The organism is Marinomonas piezotolerans, from assembly GCF_003362755.1.
GTDB classification, from domain to species: domain Bacteria; phylum Pseudomonadota; class Gammaproteobacteria; order Pseudomonadales; family Marinomonadaceae; genus Marinomonas; species Marinomonas piezotolerans.
Genome location: NZ_QKRA01000001.1, coordinates 540,873 through 557,825, shown reverse-complemented (window position 1 = coordinate 557,825; position 16,953 = coordinate 540,873). Strand labels below are relative to the sequence as shown.

Sequence of the window (16,953 nt, the reverse complement as noted above, 5' to 3'; positions counted from 1 at the left end):
AAAAACGGGGCGAGAGCCCCGTTTTGTTTAATGCAATTTCAATTTTGGTTTGACGACTTTTCCTATGCGTTGTGCCGCCAAGATGACCATCGCCTTGACCCAGCCATGTATGGCGATGAGGTGTAGGCGGTAGAGTGATATGTAAACAAACCGTGCTAAACGCCCTTCGATAAACATAGAGCCTTTCATTAAATTGCCCATCAGACTGCCAACAGTACTATAGCTGCTCAAGTTCACCAATGACCCGTAATCCTTATATACGTACTCCTTGAGGGGTTCATTCCTAAAGTCTGCTGTGATGTTTTGATAAACTAGGCTTGCCATCTGGTGCGCAGATTGTGCTCTAGGCGGAACTAATGACCCGTTTGCTTGTTCACACGCACAGCAATCCCCTAGCACATAGATGTTCTCATGGCCCTTTGCGCGCAGTGTTTGCTCAACCAGTACTTGATTGTTACGGGTGGTGCTGAATGCTTCAATTTGCCCCATAAAATCTGGCCCTTTAACGCCTGCTGCCCAGATCATGAGGTCGGCTTCGATATATTGTTCGTCAGCGGTTTTCAGCCCGTCTAAGGTTGCTTCTGTGATGCGCGTGCTTTCTCTCACCTTTACGCCAATTTTTTCCAGCTCTTTTTTCGCGTTGTTTGCTATGCGCTCAGGGAGAGCAGGCAATATACGAGGGCCTGCTTCAATCAACTCAACCTTAACTTTATCGGCTGACATTTCAGGCATGCCATAAGCCTTGAGTAGATGGGCGACGTGAAACAGTTCGGCCGATAACTCTACGCCTGTGGCTCCACCCCCAACAATGGCTATTCTGAGTTTTGAATCACCACCTTGCTGGTGGACGCGCAGAAATTGTGTCAGAAGTGCTTGTTGAAAGCGTTCTGCTTGTCGGTGCGAATCCAAAAAGAAACAGTTGTCTGAGACGCCGGGCGTGCCGAAATCATTACTCACGCTGCCAACGGCCAGAACTAGAATGTCGTACGGAACTTTTCGTGGAGGTAGAACTTCTTTTCCCTTTTCATCGAGGATCGCTTTTAACCGTACCACCTTTTCTTCTGTATCAATGTCATATGCGGTACCGAGTTGAAAGGTGTAGTGGTGTTTAGCAGAGTGCGCTCGGTAGTTGATACCGTCGGTGTTGATATCGATTGATCCAGTAGCGACTTCGTGTAGCAGAGGTTTCCAAATGTGAGTTTGTGATTTATCGATCAACGTGATGTCGGCGTGCTTACGTTTTCCGTAGCCGTTGCCTAACTGTGTAACAAGCTCAAGACCGCCTGCACCGCCTCCCAGTACAACAATACGTTTCATAAATTTTGCCCTAAATTGTGAATGATTTGCTAAACATTCGCCTGCTTAGCAAATCACTCTCTATACAGCGTATGGACTACATTGTTTCTCGTCGTGCCAAGATTCGATCTAGTGCGTTGGCAAATGCGGCCTTGTCTTTATCTCCGAATGGTGCAGAACCACCCGTGTCGATACCGCTAGAGCGCATTTGATCCATGAAGTCTCGTATCGCTAATTTCTGCTTGATGTTATCTTGCGAGTATTCTTCACCTTTAGAAGTAAGCACTTGTGCGCCTTGTTTCAAGCAGTCGGACGCCAATGGAATATCTGAGGTGATGACTAAATCATTGGGCTCAATGTTGTCTTCAATATACTTGTCTGCCTCATCGAAGCCGCTCGGTACGATTTTACGAGACACCCATTTTGAATTAGGTAAAGGTATGGCGATATTGGCGACGAATATACACTCAACTTCGCATCGTTCGGACGCTTTTATTAGGATGGGCTTTATGGCTTTCGGGCACGCATCCGCGTCAACCAAGATTCGCATGAATAACTCCTATAGACAGAATCGACATTATTACGAGTTATTGAAAATTTGGCTATAGGCAGATGCATTAGATTTGAAAAAATTGAAAATAAGAGTGGCAGGCGCTTCGGATGAAACGCCTTTTAAATAAATTATTTATCAAAATTATTTTAATAAATCGACATTGTACGTCTCTGTATCAGTATCTGATTTCGTTTTAAATGAATGCATTGCTGCGTAATGCATGGCCGCACGGGGCAGAATGTTTGCAAGGTAAAAAGACGTTTTGTTGCCCCATGATTGCGGCTTCTTGTCACTTTGATTGCCGCGAAGCATTAGCCATCCACCGATCACATATCCACTCAGCATCAGATAATCATACGCCGCTTTTTCTGGCACCAAGTGTTGTTGAAGGAGTAAGTTTGTTGCGTTTTCAAGGTGCTCCAGATGTGGCGCAAACAGCGCTGCCTCTTGAGATGATATATTCGATAAATCACTTCGGATCTCTTTTAGCAGAGCGATCATTGCCACACCATTATCGCCTACCAATTTTCGTCCCACTAGGTCTAGAGCTTGAATGCCATTTGTTCCTTCGTATATGGGCAGTATTCGTGCATCACGTAGCATTTGTGCAATACCCGTTTCTTCGATGAAGCCCATTCCACCGTGCACCTGAACAGACAGGGAGGTGATTTCCTGAGCGAGTTCTGTCATCCACCCTTTTACAATCGGAGTATAAAGGTCTGTGCGTTGTTGATGTGTTTTGTCTACCTGCTTTAAATCTGATTCGACTGATGCGGTATACATGAAGGCTCGCATAGCGGATAGAATACTACTCATTTGCCAAAGCATGCGCCCCACGTCCCCATGGTACGCTATCGCAGTTTTATCCTTTGATCCTCTACGAGATCCTTGTTTGCGCTCAAACGCATACTCAAGTGCCATTTGATATGCGCGTTCTGCGATGGCCAGCCCTTGCAGTCCGACACTTTGTCGAGCATTGTTCATCATGGTGAACATTGCGGCTAAGCCTTTATTCTCCTCACCTACAAGATACCCTACGGCCCCCTCATTGTCTCCAAACTGCATGACGCAGGTGGGTGAACCATGAATGCCTAATTTGTGTTCAAGTGATATAGGAAATACGTCATTTCGTTGGTCAGGATTGCCGTCCGAATCAAGTACAAATTTCGGCACTAAGAATAATGAGATGCCTTTGACACCTTCTGGCGCATCGGGTAAGCGGGCAAGTACCAAATGAATGATGTTGTCAGTCATTTGATGGTCACCCCAAGTAATGAATATCTTCTGCCCGAACACTCTGTAGTGATCTTCCTCTTTAACCGCTTTGGTCTTTATGGCGGATAGATCACTGCCTGCACTAGGCTCTGTTAGATTCATAGTGCCCGTCCATTCGCCAGAGATCATTTTTGGTAAATAGGTTTGTTTGAGAGCATCATTTGCATGTGTTTCGATGGCATCGATCGCTCCTTGCGTGAGCAAGGGGCAAAGCGAGAAAGCAAGGTTGGCGGATTGAACCCCTTCATTTACGGCTACTTCAAGAGCTCGTGGTAACCCTTGACCACCATATTCTTCCGATGCACTTAGCGTTGTCCATCCCGCTTCACACAAATCTTGGTACGCTTCTTTGAAACCAATCGTTTCTTGGACGCTGAGGTTTGAAAGGGTCGGCCAGTTTTTGTCGCCATCTCGGTTGGTCGGTGCTAGCCGCTGTTCAGAGAATTTGGCGGCCTCAGATAGAATTGGATCTAAAAAATCGTAGGAATAATTCGGAAAATGAGCTGCAATGCGCTCGATATTTGCGATGTGCTCAAGACAGAATCGAACATCGTCTACGGGATAGCGATAACCACTCATAAATCACTCCTAGTCACGTTAGGTTTTGATTAAAGAGTGGTCAAAAACGCTATTTTCATCAATGGCATACTGTGGCGAATTTAGTGACAATTCAGTTCAGGTAATGCTAAGGCGATAATGTTTGATAGTCTGCATGCTTGCGATATTCGCCAGGTGTCATTCCTGTCCATTTTTTAAAGGAACGATAGAACGCGCTTGGTTCGTCAAAGCCCATTAGTGACGCTATCTCATTGAAAGAGAGCTGGGGCGCATTAATATACGTAATAGCGGCTTCTTTGCGGCATTCGTCTTTGATTTGTTGGAACGAGGTTTCTTCATCCGCAAGACGCCGCCGCATCGTAGAAACACTCATATTGAGATAAGAAGCAACTTCCTCAGCACTGAACATTTCCTGAGAAAAATCTTTTCCTAAAATGGAAATGATTCGTGACTTTAGACTGTTATCGTTATCCACCATTGCGAGCAACTGATACGGTGCTGTTTTCAAGAAGCTTCTTAAGCTGTCTTCATTTTGTACGAGTGGCATGTCTAAATAGGTGGCAGGGAAAACTAATGCGTTCGCATGTTGGCCGAACTTCACATCTGATTGAAACAATGTGCGATAGTACTCGATGTCATCAGGTCGAGAAGTTGTAAAGTAAGCGGCTTTTAATGCCAGTCGACGACCTATGAGCCAGCTTACAAAATGATGCCACATAGACAATGTCGTTCGGACGCGTTCCATTGACTCAAAGGCTTCGTCCAAAGAAGTGTTGCTGGTTTCAATCGATGAGACTGGGGCAAAGGTGATTTTTGCATAACGCCCTTTTTTAACCACGATAGGTTTTATGGTTGGGCCTCGACAAATCTCATAGAAGTCACTGCATCGTCGTAACGCTTGGGCGAGGTGCTTGGAATGCAATATGCAAAGGCACATCATTCTAAAAGAGCCATTTGGCATCTTGCCCCCGCTAAGAATGCCGAAAGATTCGTCTTTCATTAGCTGCATAATGCGCTGATACAATAAGCCGTATCGATACGCCGATATAGGAGTGTTACCAGCCAGCTCTGATGTTGTTATACCCACTTCATTGAGTAACTCAGTTGTATCACATCCTTGCTTTTCGACTGCGCCAATAAGATAGCGAACACTCGAAGCAGGGACAGAAGCCCTCGAATCCATCACTAACCTCCTTATTCAGACATAAAAAAGGCCACAGTAACTGCAGCCTTTTAACGTAAGAGTTATTAGTTTTGCTCTGTTAGAGCATCTAGCAACTCTTCTTGAGTCAGTTCTTCAGAATCTTTAACTGAAGATGTTGAACTTTTTGCCTTAATCTCTGAAGGCTTTGGTGTAAACGTAAAGCGCTTTGGGCGAACTTTTGGTTCTGGTGCTTCTGGTTCTGGTAACAAACCTTGGCGCTCCAGCTTGCGTAGCGCTTGCTCTTTACGTTGCTTAATTTTTTTAGCATCAAAACGAGACGTAGGGCTGGCGGCCTTACGCGCTTTTTTCTGCTCCTTCATCATTTCCTTCGTGCCGGTTTTAGCCAACTTCCCTTTCAGGCTACGGGATTTTTTCGAGCGAGACATAATAAACCTCTTTAACAAGCCGTCTATTGTATCAATCTAGTCTAATCACGTCACGAGGATTAACCAACTAGCACAAAACTAGCAGTCGGCTTTGAATGAGCGATGGCCTTTCTTACGCATATTGCCTGCTTCACGCAGCAAAGTCTTTGCTTCACTCATATTGCCTTCTGCAATGGCAGCGTCCACTGCAACAAAGACGTCAATCGTTTCATCGATAACGGATTGAAATTGCGTTAATCGTTTCTCTAACTCATCGCCTTTCAAGCCTTTTTCTTTGAATAAGTAAGGTGTTTGACCTCTTGCTTCACGTAACACCGCGATAATGTCGTCGACGCGCTCCCCTGCGGCGGCAGCATCATCACTTCGCAGATCAAAAGAAAGAGATTTTAAATCCGTTTTTAAGTCATTCATGTTGCCTGCCAAGGCTGTTTCCCCACAGTGGGCATATGCTCCCGTAGTAAACATAGACAAGCCCACAGTAGTTACTAAGCACCCAATTGTTTTTTTCATTGAAAACATCACTCTCTCCTTTGATGAAATTTGTTTATATCCAAGATTATCATTTATAACGTGAACGTATAACGATACTTACTATATTTTTGCTATTTTTGATAGGTAGAATAAGACATATAGCGTCGCTGGTAGTTCCAGCATTACTTTTGGCTGATTAAAGTTAACTATATAAACTTATATTAATTCGTAGGTTAGAAGGTGAGATTAATAAAACGTTGTACTGGGATCTTCGTGTGTTGTTGGCTGATAATCGGCCAAACCTATGCCGCTGAGTGTGATGACAGAAGTGCTAAAGAAGCCGCTATGGACGCATCGGAAGGGTTGCTGGGCGGAGAAAGCTTTCGTGTGCCACTTGTTTTAAAACGACATCACCCCAGCAAAAGAAAAGAGGTCGCAACGTACTTTCAACGAGGCGACCTCTATTATACTTTATTCTGGCTCGTCGACGGTAACTGTCGAGCCAATTTTATCAAGCGTACTCAAGGGAAGTATTAATCATTCTTTTTTGATTTTTCTTTCTTTGAGTCAGCTTTTTCTCCGTTCTTCTCGTCTTTGTCGTCAGATTCATCGTCATCTTGACCGAGCTTTGAGATCTCCTCCAAGCGTTTGATGATCATCGCAGATAAAGTGCCTTCAGGGTAACTTCCGTCTTCATTGGCTTCACCTGCTTCCAACCCAGTTAGCAAATGTAACGCTTCGTCCGCGTTTTCGATCGCATAGACGTGAAATTTACCGTTTTTAACCGCTTCTAACACATCATCATTTAGCATTAAGTTGATCGCATTAGATTTTGGAATGATGACACCTTGGGTGCCGGTTAGACCACGAGCATTACATACATTGAAAAAGCCCTCAATTTTTTCATTAACACCGCCAATCGCTTGTACTTGGCCGTATTGATTGAGGGATCCTGTGATCGCCAAATCTTGGCGCAATGGAACGTTTATAAGTGCGGATAGTAAACAACAAAGCTCCGCTGTTGATGCACTATCACCATCCACATAACCGTAGCTCTGTTCCATGGCAATTGATGCGGATATGTCTAAAGGGAAGCGTTGAGCATACCGATGACCTAAATAACCAGACAGTATCAATACGCCCTTAGAGTGAATGTTTTGTCCTAAATTGGATTCACGTTCAATATCAACAATCCCTTTACCACCTGGATATACTGTTGTTGAGATGCGAGCCGGTGCACCAAAGCTACTGTCACCAATTTGCATGACCGTTAAGCCGTTAATTTTGCCGATCGCCTCTCCTTCACTATCGAGTAAAATAGTGCCATCAACAATTTCTTCGATGATCTTTTCTGCTACGCGCCCAGTGCGGTGTTTCTTCGCCGCTAGAGCACGTTGTACGTGAACATCGGTGATCATGTCGTCTTTTGCAAGCTGACGATTAAAGTCTGCTTCACCTAGTAGTTCGAATACATCGCCTATTTTGGCCGCCATTTCTTTCTGATGTTCTGCTAAGCGACTACTGTACTCAATTAAACGAGCGACGCCTTTTGGTGACACGTCAGCATAACCTTCTTTAGATACACGATCTTTAAGCAAACGTGCGAAGGCATTTTCAGTTTCCGCATTACGTTTAAGCGAATCGTCGAAATCTACAAGCACTCGAAACATTTCTTGGAAGTCTGGGTCCGCATCTTGCAATAAGTAATAAATATCACGGGAGCCAATTAGGACGACCTTCACTTGCAAAGGTAAATCGTCAGGTGAAAGTGTGGTTGTACTCATCAACCCCATATCGGCATAAGGATGTTCTATGCGTAATGTTTTGCTTTTCAGCGCACGTTTAAGGGCTTCCCAAAGGTAGTGATCTGTAAGCAGTTTCTCAGCATCTAAAATTAGGTAGCCGCCGTTGGCAGCATGTAGGCTACCTGATCGTATTAAGCGGTAGCTGGTGACCAGCATCCCCTGCTCACTACTGTATTCAACTTGGCCAAACAGATTACGGTAGGTAGGATGTGATTCGTACACAACCGGCTGACCGCCGTCTGGTTTATGCGTCACAGCAATATTGGGCAAATACATTTCTTCATACAATGTGCGGCGACTGGAATCGTCACGATTATCCGTTCCTTTGTCGTCGACAAACTGATCGATGATCACTTTGTCCAAGTCTTCACGCATGGCTTTGAGATAGGCTGTTAGTGCTTCGTCTTCCGAATATTTTTCAAACAGAGGCGCTATCAGTGGGTCTAGCCCTTCTTTCACTGTCTCTAAGTTTAGTTCTCGCAGTTGTTCGTAAGAGATACGTTTCCATGTCGGTAAGCTAAGTAGCTCGTCGTTCAGCATTCCCTCTAGCTCCGACACACCTGCTTGGAACGCATCGCGTTCTTCATCAGTGAGTGTCGCGAAGTCAGCTTCATCAAGTGCTTTACCTTCGCGCATGGGCGCAAAACTAACCGATGACGCATCGCGGAACATTGCCACGCCAATTTTGGAAGCGTGACGTTCGACTAGATTTATGGCCGTTTCATACTGTTCGTTGAACGCCCTATCGATCGCACTTTTTTGTTGTTGATAATCTGGGTTTTCGAAAGCGGCTGGAAAAGTGGACATCAACCCATCTATTAAAATGCGTATATCCTGTTCAAACTGCTTCGCCTCACCTGGCTTAAATTCGATCGCTTTGGGTGAGTGTGACTCTTTAAAGTTATTGACGTAGACCCACTCGCTAGGTGTTGATCTCCGCTTAGCTTCGCTTTTAAGGTAGCTAGTTACATAGGAAGATCGGCCAGTACCAGAATCCCCCATTACGAATATGTTGTATCCTGGACGGTGCATGGCTACACCAAATTGAATGGCTTCTACAGCGCGTTCTTGCCCAAGAATCCCGCTAAGCGGTTCCATTTCATTGAGTGTTTCAAATGGTAGTGACGATTCATCTAGTTTTGCACAAAGGCTGGTATGGGGTAACGATTGAACCATTTTTGACATCTAGCAGGTCCTTGTAGTGGGCTCAACACACTCAGTGCTGAGCCAATCTTTTATAGGTTATTAGGTGGTTTAGCCGAGCACTTCGCTGGGGTTGACCTTAGAGAATTTGCGGTGAAAATTTTGAGCACTGATCTCAATTAGCTCCTCATACCGAACTTGCTTGATATCAGCAACAAACTGCGCCACATCTCGAACATATTTGGGCTCATTCTTTTTGCCGCGGTGTGGGACTGGCGCAAGATATGGTGAGTCAGTCTCGATGAGCAGCGATTCGAGTGGCAATTTCCGTACGGTATCACGAAGGTCTTCCGCATTCTTAAAGGTGACGATACCTGAGATAGAAATCAAGTAGTTCAAATCAAGCGCAGCCCGAGCCATAGCGTAGTCTTCAGTAAAACAATGTACGACGCCGCCTACCGCGTCGTTTCCATGAGATCGGATTAAATCCAATGTATCTGCTTTAGCATCTCGAGTATGGATGATGGTAGGTAGCCCTTGACGTCCCGCTACGTCCAAATGGATTGCAAAGCTTTCCTGCTGAGCGCGATGTTGCTCAGGGTCTTTATCGTAAAAATAGTCCAAGCCCGTTTCGCCGATAGCAACCACTTTGCTTTTGGTAGACAGAGACTCTAACGTATCTCCAGTACTAAGTAGTCCTTCTTTGTGAAGCGGGTGAACGCCACAGCTAGCAAATACTCCCGGACGAGACGTAAAAGCGTACACGTCATTGAAGCCGTCTAGGTCAACGGAAATGGTGAGTATTTGCTCTACACCGTTTTCTTTCGCGGCATCCAGCGCTCCGTCTAGTCGCCCTTCATATGGAGCAAGATCAATTTTATCTAAGTGACAATGAGTGTCGATTAACATGTATTTACCAAGAATTTAATTCGCCGATTAGCTGTATAGTGGGGTTAAGATGAGTTTTATCAAGGTCGGCTTTAAGTTGCGTCAAGTTTGATGAGATGGTCATCAAACGATATAAGTCATAGTGCGTTAAAAGATTTTCGACAGTGTTCTTAACGTCCTTTTGACACGATCCTGTCACTGAATAATTTAGTGCAATATGAATCAGGGCGGATACCCCATCAACAAAGTCACGTAAGCGCTCATTGTTGACAGATGCAACCAATTCGTCTGATCGGATTTCTCCTCCAAGCCAGCGAGACAAATCAGCAGGCAATGATTGCATCATCTCAGCGCTGGAGGATTCAGCGAGCTGCAAAAGACGAAAAGGAGATTGAGAGAACCAAAGCAACTCTCCCGCGCCTTGTTTGCCTTCTTGTTGAAGCCAGTGAATGGTTTGCTCTGTCGTTGGATTTGCTAAGGTTAAACGTTGGCAGCGACTGATAATTGTTGGCATTAAAGAACGAGACGTATTGCTGGTTAGTAAAAAGTACGTTGAGGATGGCGGTTCTTCTAGCGCTTTTAATATCGCATTGGCAGCGTTGATGTTCATATTATGAGCATCATAGATTAAGACAACTTTGGTATGCCCTAGTTGAGGCTTATTAGATACTTTTGAGACAACTTGTCTAACGGCATCTACTTTGATTGTCCCTTGTGATCCATCTAACGTTAACCAATCTGGGTGTGTTTCAGCTTTAGCAAGTTCACATGAATGACACACGCCGCATGGAGCTTTTGCAATATTTTCACACAAAAGTAACTTCGCAAGCCGCTCGGCAAAGAAGTGCTGTCCAACGCCGTTGGTGCCTGTCAACAATAAAGCATGATGAAATGCCCGATTGTGCCGCCATTGGCTAGCCAGTTGATAAGGGGCCTCAAGCCATTCGGGTAGCATCATTATGAACTAACCTGCGTAAGAAGCTCATCTAGGATTTTGCGTATTTGCTGCTCGACAGCGTCCTGAGCAACGCTGGCATCTACAACTTTAAAGCGAGAAGCATTTTCTTCTGCGCGTGCCAAGAATCCATTTCGCACTTTTTCGTGGAAAGTAATGGACTCACCATCAAGTCGGTTAGCATCGCCACGGGATGAAACACGCTCTAAACCAATTTCAACGGGCACATCAAGTAGGATCGTCGCGTTGGGCATAGCATTCTTTAAATAAGTATTCACCAACTCATCAATGAGCTCTTTATCAATGCCGCGCGCTAATCCTTGGTAGACGTAGGAAGAGTCTACGAATCGGTCGCTAATTACCCACTTACCTTCTTCGAGTGCGGGTAAGATTGTTTGCTGGATGTGCTGTACTCGGGCAGCGAATACGAGCAACAATTCAGCGTATTTGCTGACGTGTTCTTCTCTTGGAGCCAGTACAAGCGAACGAATCTCTTCAGCCAGAGGCGAGCCGCCTGGTTCTCGTGTAAGCACGTAATCAATGTTGTGTTCTTCGAGCCAGTGCTTTATGCAAGATAACGTGGAGCTTTTACCAGCCCCCTCTCCGCCTTCTATGGATATAAAATTACCGTTCAAAATTCACCTCTATTGGCTTGGGGAAGAGCGATAGTCTTCTTTTCGCTTAAGTTGGTATGACTTTACTGCTCTGTTGTGTTCTCTAAGGGTATTAGAAAAGACATGAGAGCCGTCGCCTTTGGCAACGAAATAAAGTGCGTCGGTTTCCCCTGGATGAAGCGCTGCGTGAATAGCTTCATAGCCTACATTTGCGATGGGCGTTGGCGGTAAGCCATCTATACGATAGGTATTGTAAGGCGTATGAGTACGTAAATCTTGACGAGTAATGTTGCCATTGTATTCGTCGCCCATTCCATATATTACAGTAGGATCCGTCTGGAGGCGCATGCCTCGCTCTAGGCGACTTACGAAGACCCGAGCTACCAAGGGGCGCTCTTCAGGGGTACCTGTTTCCTTTTCTATAATGGACGCCATAATCAGAGCTTCATAAGGCGTTCTATACGGCAAGCCATTTGCTTTATTTTTCCACTCGCGTTCTAACGTCGCTTGCAGAAGTCGATTTGCTTGCATGAATATGTCAAGGTCCGTGTCACCATCATGGTAGCGATATGTATTAGCAAACAACATGCCCTCAGGAGACGCCACATCCAGTCCGATCTTTTGCGCAATTTCATCGCTGGCTAAGCCTTGAAGTGTCATTTCAATATTGCCAGCATTAGCCATCGTGGCTAAATATTGTTTGTAAGTCTTTCCCTCTAGGAGGGTGATCGAATAAGAAATAGTTTCTCCTGCATCCAGCAGAACCATCACGTCCATCAAATTCATATCAGGCGTAAGTTTATAAATACCTACTTTCGGTACGATACTTTGATCTAACCTCGCTGCTACTCGAGTCAAAAAAGGATGCATTATCCATCCTCGATCTGCCAATTGATTACCAATTGCAATGCTTGATGCGCCCTTTTTAACTTCAAATCGCTGGTCCGATTGGATATTGAGCGGCTCAGTGAGTCCATAATAGACGGCACCAACTAAAATTGATGCGAATGTAATAGCAATACCCAGTAATGCGATTAGCGTTTTGATTAGTTTCATGGATTCTCTGTATTACACTCTATTAAAGTCTTAGTTACCGGCCCAATCGGTAAATGATAACCGTTGAATTCTACAACTGGTAGTACACCACTTAATGCGTTTGTTAAGAATATTTCATCAGCTTGCATCAGTTGATACGGAGGTTGCTGCACAATATTTATCGTACCGTTAAAGTGCTTAATAATCTGATGTCTCATCGTACCTTGTACGCCCCCTAGTGCTAAGCTTGGGGTATATAAAATACCTGACTTCACCCAAAAAATATTACTCTGAATGCACTCTACCAGGTCTCCCAGGGCATTGGATGTCACAGCCTCATATTCAGTACTGTTCAATGACTGCTTAGCGAGTACATTTTCAAGACGGTTTAAATGTTTCAATCCAGCAAGGTTACGGTTTATGGAAGATTCAATAGCACTGCGCCCAAGGCGAATGCCATGAGAACGGTAGTTTGAGTAATCGGGTATCTCAAATAATCCCACTAGCCAAGTATAATTAGGTGATTCTGGCGGCATATAGCCACGGCCACCCGCTCCCCTAGTAACTATGATTTTGAAGCCAATGTTTTGGTGACGTTCTGCTTGAACTAGTAGAAATTCATTAAGGAGGGCTAGTTCTTCTGTGGTGATATTGAAGTGTAAGCGTCTAAAGCCGCGGCGAAGGCGTGTTAGGTGTGCGTCAAGATGAGCAATGACACCATTGTTTGAGTAAAGCGTTTCGAATAGTCCATCACCATATGCTAGGCCACGATCAGCAACATCTATGGTGTGACAGGTTTGGAAGTTTAGAAACCACTGCATATGACTGATCTCGAAGGAAAAACTCATCATATCAGATAAGAGATTGGCGTCCCATAGGGGGTTCGAACCCCTGTTACCGCCGTGAAAGGGCGGTGTCCTAGGCCTCTAGACGAATGGGACGTATTGATTCTTCCGTGGAAGATTTAACGAGATTGCTCTCTTAAAATGGAGCGGGAAACGAGGCTCGAACTCGCGACCCCAACCTTGGCAAGGTTGTGCTCTACCACTGAGCTATTCCCGCATGTTGTGCAGTTCTAACCCTGCGATAAATTGGCGTCCCATAGGGGGTTCGAACCCCTGTTACCGCCGTGAAAGGGCGGTGTCCTAGGCCTCTAGACGAATGGGACACATCTTGAAAGCGTGCTTTCAAAGCATGCATATTACAACTGCATAAAGTTGGCGTCCCATAGGGGGTTCGAACCCCTGTTACCGCCGTGAAAGGGCGGTGTCCTAGGCCTCTAGACGAATGGGACACATCATTTGCTTCCGTAGAAGCGCTCTACTCTTTCGAGTGAGAGAATTTGGAGCGGGAAACGAGGCTCGAACTCGCGACCCCAACCTTGGCAAGGTTGTGCTCTACCACTGAGCTATTCCCGCATATGGTCATGCTTATTTATATACTTCTGCATTAAGAAGTGGCGTCCCATAGGGGGTTCGAACCCCTGTTACCGCCGTGAAAGGGCGGTGTCCTAGGCCTCTAGACGAATGGGACACATCATTTGCTTCCGTAGAAGCGCTCTACTCTTTCAAGTAAGAGAATTTGGAGCGGGAAACGAGGCTCGAACTCGCGACCCCAACCTTGGCAAGGTTGTGCTCTACCACTGAGCTATTCCCGCATAGTGTCATGCTTATTTTTATACTTCTGCATTAAGAAGTGGCGTCCCATAGGGGGTTCGAACCCCTGTTACCGCCGTGAAAGGGCGGTGTCCTAGGCCTCTAGACGAATGGGACACATACGAGTCTTGCTGTGCAAGCGGGTGCGTATATTACTGTTACTAAGCTGAAAATCAACAACTTTTTTTAAATATCTGTAATCTAAGCATATAAATCGCAATACAGTTTACATTTAACTCAGGAGTTCACATGATTCGCAAACCTATACTGATTGGAGCGACAATATTAGCCGCGGTATTACTGCAAGGCTGTGCAAACACGACGCACATTATAAATTTGGAGCCTGTAGCGAACGAAGAAAGCAGAGAGTTATCGAATAAACATGCAATAAAGGTCAGTGTCGCTGGGTTTAACCAGACCAATATAGGGAGTATCGACACTGGTATAGGAGAGCATGCCGACATAAAGATTGCTAATAATGTCAGCGTCGCCCTTTTCAATCATATCCAAAATAGACTCAGTTCCCTCGGATTTGACGCGTCCACCGGGGCTCTACCTGCGACAGATTTAAGTTATGTAATAGAAGAACTGAGTTATACGACTCGAACGCTTTCACTGAAGACTGAAGCGACCCTTGTATCAGATATTAAGGTAACGGTTAAAAAAGGCGCCACTACCTACACCGCTAACTTCAAATCTTCGAAAGTTGATCAGTACGGTTCACTGCCCGATCGTGATGTTGTTGAATCAGATATGAATGAGTTAGTCGGTCAAACGGTTGCGAGGAGCTTTCAAGACCCAAAAATAATTGACATGCTTAGCAATTAACATAGCTCATTAAGCCTAAGGATTAATCCTTAGGCTTAAAGTCGATTGATGCGGAGTTCACGCAGTACCTAACCCCTGTCGGCTTAGGACCATCAGGGAAAACATGTCCAAGATGTGCATCACATCGATTGCAGACAATTTCGGTTCGGCGCATCATCCAAGAATTATCGTCAACTTCTTTGATGTTTTTCTTGTCCGCATCATAGAAGCTCGGCCAACCTGAGCCTGAATCATATTTTTCATCAGAATCGAATAAATGAGCGCCACAGCAAACACAGTAGTATTCGCCTATTTCATAGAACTTTTCATACTTACCAGTAAAAGCACGTTCAGTGCCTTTCTCGCGTACGATCTTATAAACGTCCTCAGATAAACGTTCACGCCATTCCTCATCACTTAAATTATAATTTTTGTGTTGATTATTGTCGTCCATTGAGACCTCCTAAAAGTTACCGTATAAATGATTCTATTCGGTCTTATTGTTGCCATTTCAAGGTGTTCTTTGACAGCATAACACCGCGAAGTTCTTCATTATCAACTTACTTACACATTAATTCTTCATGATGCTTAATTTGAGCTATTGAAAAGGAACTAAAGGGCCTTATGATGCTCAATAGTCTTTTATCTAGGAGCATCAAATCAATGCGCATTTTGTTATTTTTAATGACAAACTTAGCGATACTCGTCGTAGCGGGCATCGTACTGAATATTTTGGGTGTCAATCACTACCTTTCTGGTAGTGGCCTTGATTTAACATCTTTATTGATTTTCTGTGCGGTATTTGGCTTTGTCGGCAGCTTTATTTCACTATTCTTATCAAAAACGATGGCGAAATTTGGTGCTAAAGCCGAAGTCATCAAACAGCCCCGTAATCATAAAGAGCAATGGCTACTCACAACGGTTGAAGAGTTGTCTTTACAAGCAGGCATTAGAATGCCCGAAGTAGCGGTATTTCCGTCTCATGAGGCCAATGCGTTTGCGACGGGTTGGAATAAAAATGACGCCCTAGTGGCTGTCTCTAGTGGGATGCTTGATCGATTTCCACCCGATGAGATTCGTGCTGTATTAGCCCATGAAATCGGGCATGTCGCAAATGGCGATATGGTGACCTTGTCATTAATTCAGGGTGTCGTGAACACTTTTGTTATGTTTTTTGCTCGAATTGCAGCGTACGCAGTAGATTCATTTCTGCGCCGTAATGATGACAGTAACGAGGGTAGCGTTGGCTGGGGCTTCTACATCGCAACATTTATTTTTGAAATGATTTTCGGCATTCTCGCGAGCATGATTGTCATGTGGTTTTCTCGCTATCGTGAGTATAGAGCGGATGAAGCAGGAGCGCGTCTAGCAGGAAAAGGGGCTATGATTGCAGCATTGGCAAGGATCCAAAGTGAGCATGAAATATCCCATATGCCGGAAAGTATGGTTGCATTTGGTATTCGCAAAGGGCGCAACCCAACTCTTGGAGAGCTTTTTTCTAGCCACCCTCCTATCAATGATCGAATTGCCGCATTACAAAAACTATAAGACAAAAAAGCCCCTCATTATCGAGGGGCTTTTTTATTTCGATTTCTTACTGATGGTTTCAAGGATATAGGCTAGCAAAGGAATCCCTTGCTCTTTCTGTAAATCCACAAAACGAATGCCGTATACATAAAGGTATTCAACACCCATTCGCGAAAGAAATGCATTGTCTGCGATGGTGGCTTGTACTTGCTCAAGCATTTGAATTTCTTGAGATCGAATTTCACAAGGGATTTTCATTATGTGCTTATACTCACCGATCTTCACGTTTATCGCTAGCCGCATCGTCTGGTTCACAGAACCAAAGTCTTCCCGAGATAAAATTTTACACCCGCCAACACTTAAATCGACGACTACACCCGTTGAGCTCTCTGGGATCGGTAGATCTCCAAATCCAGCTTCTAGGGAACATATTAGCCTCGTTTCTACCCGAACAGATTGACGTACTTCTGAGGTTTCTACGTAAGCTGGGTATGCAATATGTAGATGAGCGCCAGGCTCAGTGAAGCTTTTAGCGATCTTAGACGAAAATGCACAGACTGATGTCGCGAGCATAAGCCGAACATTTACGACTTGGCTTTCGCGTACAATGATATTTTTACCGTTCACTTTAGGGCATGAGACGATAAGCGAGCGGCCCGGTAAGCGACCAAGTACCTTTACGGCATATCTCCCTGCAGGCGATATAAACTCCAGTTGGACATTTGTTCCAACTGGCACTTCTACGTCTTTAAAATCTACTTGCCTTACTTCACCCATTGGG

Annotated in this window: 17 protein-coding genes and 8 tRNA genes; 3 read left to right on the top strand and 22 right to left on the bottom strand. The window is 44.8% G+C overall.

Annotation, left to right across the window (positions count from 1 at the left end):
- Positions 1 to 27: 27 nt before the first annotated feature.
- The 6 genes from DN730_RS02660 to DN730_RS02635 all read right to left on the bottom strand — a co-directional run bounded on the left by DN730_RS02660 (position 28) and on the right by DN730_RS02635 (position 5,791).
- The gene (locus DN730_RS02660; RefSeq protein WP_115466550.1) at positions 28 to 1,317 is read right to left on the bottom strand and encodes an NAD(P)/FAD-dependent oxidoreductase; all 1,290 of its coding nucleotides are present in this window, start codon (positions 1,315 to 1,317) and stop codon (positions 28 to 30) included.
- 76 nt (positions 1,318 to 1,393) lie between these two features.
- Complete coding sequence (locus DN730_RS02655) at positions 1,394 to 1,846, bottom strand: YaiI/YqxD family protein (RefSeq protein WP_115466549.1); 453 nt, start codon at positions 1,844 to 1,846, stop codon at positions 1,394 to 1,396.
- Positions 1,847 to 1,990: 144 nt separating this feature from the next.
- Positions 1,991 to 3,703 carry an acyl-CoA dehydrogenase family protein gene (locus DN730_RS02650; RefSeq protein WP_115466548.1) on the bottom strand — a complete coding sequence of 571 codons (1,713 nt, stop codon included), beginning with the start codon at positions 3,701 to 3,703 and terminating at the stop codon, positions 1,991 to 1,993.
- Positions 3,704 to 3,809: 106 nt separating this feature from the next.
- Entirely contained in the window at positions 3,810 to 4,865 is a 1,056-nt protein-coding gene (locus tag DN730_RS02645; RefSeq protein ID WP_115466547.1) for an AraC family transcriptional regulator, read from the bottom strand.
- A gap of 65 nt (positions 4,866 to 4,930) precedes the next feature.
- The gene (locus DN730_RS02640; RefSeq protein WP_115466546.1) at positions 4,931 to 5,272 is read right to left on the bottom strand and encodes a hypothetical protein; all 342 of its coding nucleotides are present in this window, start codon (positions 5,270 to 5,272) and stop codon (positions 4,931 to 4,933) included.
- Between the two features lie 78 nt (positions 5,273 to 5,350).
- Entirely contained in the window at positions 5,351 to 5,791 is a 441-nt protein-coding gene (locus tag DN730_RS02635) for a cytochrome b562 (protein ID WP_115466545.1), read from the bottom strand.
- A gap of 192 nt (positions 5,792 to 5,983) precedes the next feature.
- On the opposite strand from DN730_RS02635, the gene DN730_RS02630 reads away from it, so the two are divergent.
- On the top strand, positions 5,984 to 6,280 hold the full coding sequence (locus DN730_RS02630) for a hypothetical protein (protein ID WP_245957872.1): 297 nt from the start codon (positions 5,984 to 5,986) through the stop codon (positions 6,278 to 6,280).
- Here DN730_RS02630 and DN730_RS02625 read toward each other — a convergent pair.
- The 14 genes from DN730_RS02625 to DN730_RS02560 all read right to left on the bottom strand — a co-directional run bounded on the left by DN730_RS02625 (position 6,277) and on the right by DN730_RS02560 (position 13,955).
- Entirely contained in the window at positions 6,277 to 8,733 is a 2,457-nt protein-coding gene (locus DN730_RS02625) for a Lon protease family protein (RefSeq protein ID WP_115466544.1), read from the bottom strand. The two genes, DN730_RS02630 and DN730_RS02625, sit on opposite strands and share 4 nt — an antisense overlap.
- Positions 8,734 to 8,802: 69 nt before the next feature.
- The gene (locus DN730_RS02620) at positions 8,803 to 9,600 is read right to left on the bottom strand and encodes a TatD family hydrolase (RefSeq protein WP_115466543.1); all 798 of its coding nucleotides are present in this window, start codon (positions 9,598 to 9,600) and stop codon (positions 8,803 to 8,805) included.
- A 4-nt stretch (positions 9,601 to 9,604) separates the two neighbouring features.
- A complete protein-coding gene (gene holB / locus DN730_RS02615) occupies positions 9,605 to 10,537 on the bottom strand; it encodes a DNA polymerase III subunit delta' (RefSeq protein WP_115466542.1) in 933 nt (310 codons plus the stop codon).
- Entirely contained in the window at positions 10,537 to 11,169 is a 633-nt protein-coding gene (gene tmk, locus DN730_RS02610; protein ID WP_115466541.1) for a dTMP kinase, read from the bottom strand. The genes holB and tmk overlap by 1 nt, the downstream gene beginning before the upstream one ends.
- A 9-nt stretch (positions 11,170 to 11,178) precedes the next feature.
- Positions 11,179 to 12,204 (bottom strand): endolytic transglycosylase MltG, encoded by a 1,026-nt coding sequence (mltG, locus tag DN730_RS02605; RefSeq protein WP_115466540.1) that lies wholly within the window; start codon positions 12,202 to 12,204, stop codon positions 11,179 to 11,181.
- The gene (pabC, locus tag DN730_RS02600) at positions 12,201 to 13,004 is read right to left on the bottom strand and encodes an aminodeoxychorismate lyase (RefSeq protein ID WP_158541164.1); all 804 of its coding nucleotides are present in this window, start codon (positions 13,002 to 13,004) and stop codon (positions 12,201 to 12,203) included. The genes mltG and pabC overlap by 4 nt, the downstream gene beginning before the upstream one ends.
- Before the next feature lie 44 nt (positions 13,005 to 13,048).
- A tRNA-Glu gene (locus DN730_RS02595) sits at positions 13,049 to 13,124 on the bottom strand.
- Positions 13,125 to 13,170: 46 nt separating this feature from the next.
- Positions 13,171 to 13,245 (bottom strand) — tRNA-Gly (locus DN730_RS02590).
- A 30-nt stretch (positions 13,246 to 13,275) separates the two neighbouring features.
- A tRNA-Glu gene (locus DN730_RS02585) sits at positions 13,276 to 13,351 on the bottom strand.
- 50 nt (positions 13,352 to 13,401) lie between these two features.
- Positions 13,402 to 13,477: transfer RNA gene (locus DN730_RS02580), tRNA-Glu, on the bottom strand.
- A gap of 49 nt (positions 13,478 to 13,526) precedes the next feature.
- Positions 13,527 to 13,601: transfer RNA gene (locus DN730_RS02575), tRNA-Gly, on the bottom strand.
- Positions 13,602 to 13,640: 39 nt separating this feature from the next.
- A tRNA-Glu gene (locus tag DN730_RS02570) sits at positions 13,641 to 13,716 on the bottom strand.
- A 49-nt stretch (positions 13,717 to 13,765) separates the two neighbouring features.
- Positions 13,766 to 13,840, bottom strand: a tRNA-Gly gene (locus DN730_RS02565).
- A gap of 39 nt (positions 13,841 to 13,879) precedes the next feature.
- Positions 13,880 to 13,955 (bottom strand) — tRNA-Glu (locus DN730_RS02560).
- Between the two features lie 132 nt (positions 13,956 to 14,087).
- Between DN730_RS02560 and DN730_RS02555 the strand changes: the two genes are divergently transcribed.
- The gene (locus DN730_RS02555; RefSeq protein ID WP_115466538.1) at positions 14,088 to 14,666 is read left to right on the top strand and encodes a YajG family lipoprotein; all 579 of its coding nucleotides are present in this window, start codon (positions 14,088 to 14,090) and stop codon (positions 14,664 to 14,666) included.
- 22 nt (positions 14,667 to 14,688) lie between these two features.
- On the opposite strand, the gene msrB is transcribed toward DN730_RS02555, so the two are convergent.
- On the bottom strand, positions 14,689 to 15,099 hold the full coding sequence (gene msrB, locus DN730_RS02550; protein ID WP_115466537.1) for a peptide-methionine (R)-S-oxide reductase MsrB: 411 nt from the start codon (positions 15,097 to 15,099) through the stop codon (positions 14,689 to 14,691).
- Positions 15,100 to 15,308: 209 nt separating this feature from the next.
- On the opposite strand from msrB, the gene htpX reads away from it, so the two are divergent.
- A complete protein-coding gene (gene htpX, locus DN730_RS02545; protein WP_115466536.1) occupies positions 15,309 to 16,193 on the top strand; it encodes a protease HtpX in 885 nt (294 codons plus the stop codon).
- Positions 16,194 to 16,226: 33 nt separating this feature from the next.
- On the opposite strand, the gene DN730_RS02540 is transcribed toward htpX, so the two are convergent.
- Positions 16,227 to 16,949, bottom strand: a complete 723-nt coding sequence (locus DN730_RS02540; RefSeq protein ID WP_115466535.1) for a flagellar brake protein — start codon at positions 16,947 to 16,949, stop codon at positions 16,227 to 16,229.
- Positions 16,950 to 16,953: the final 4 nt, after the last annotated feature.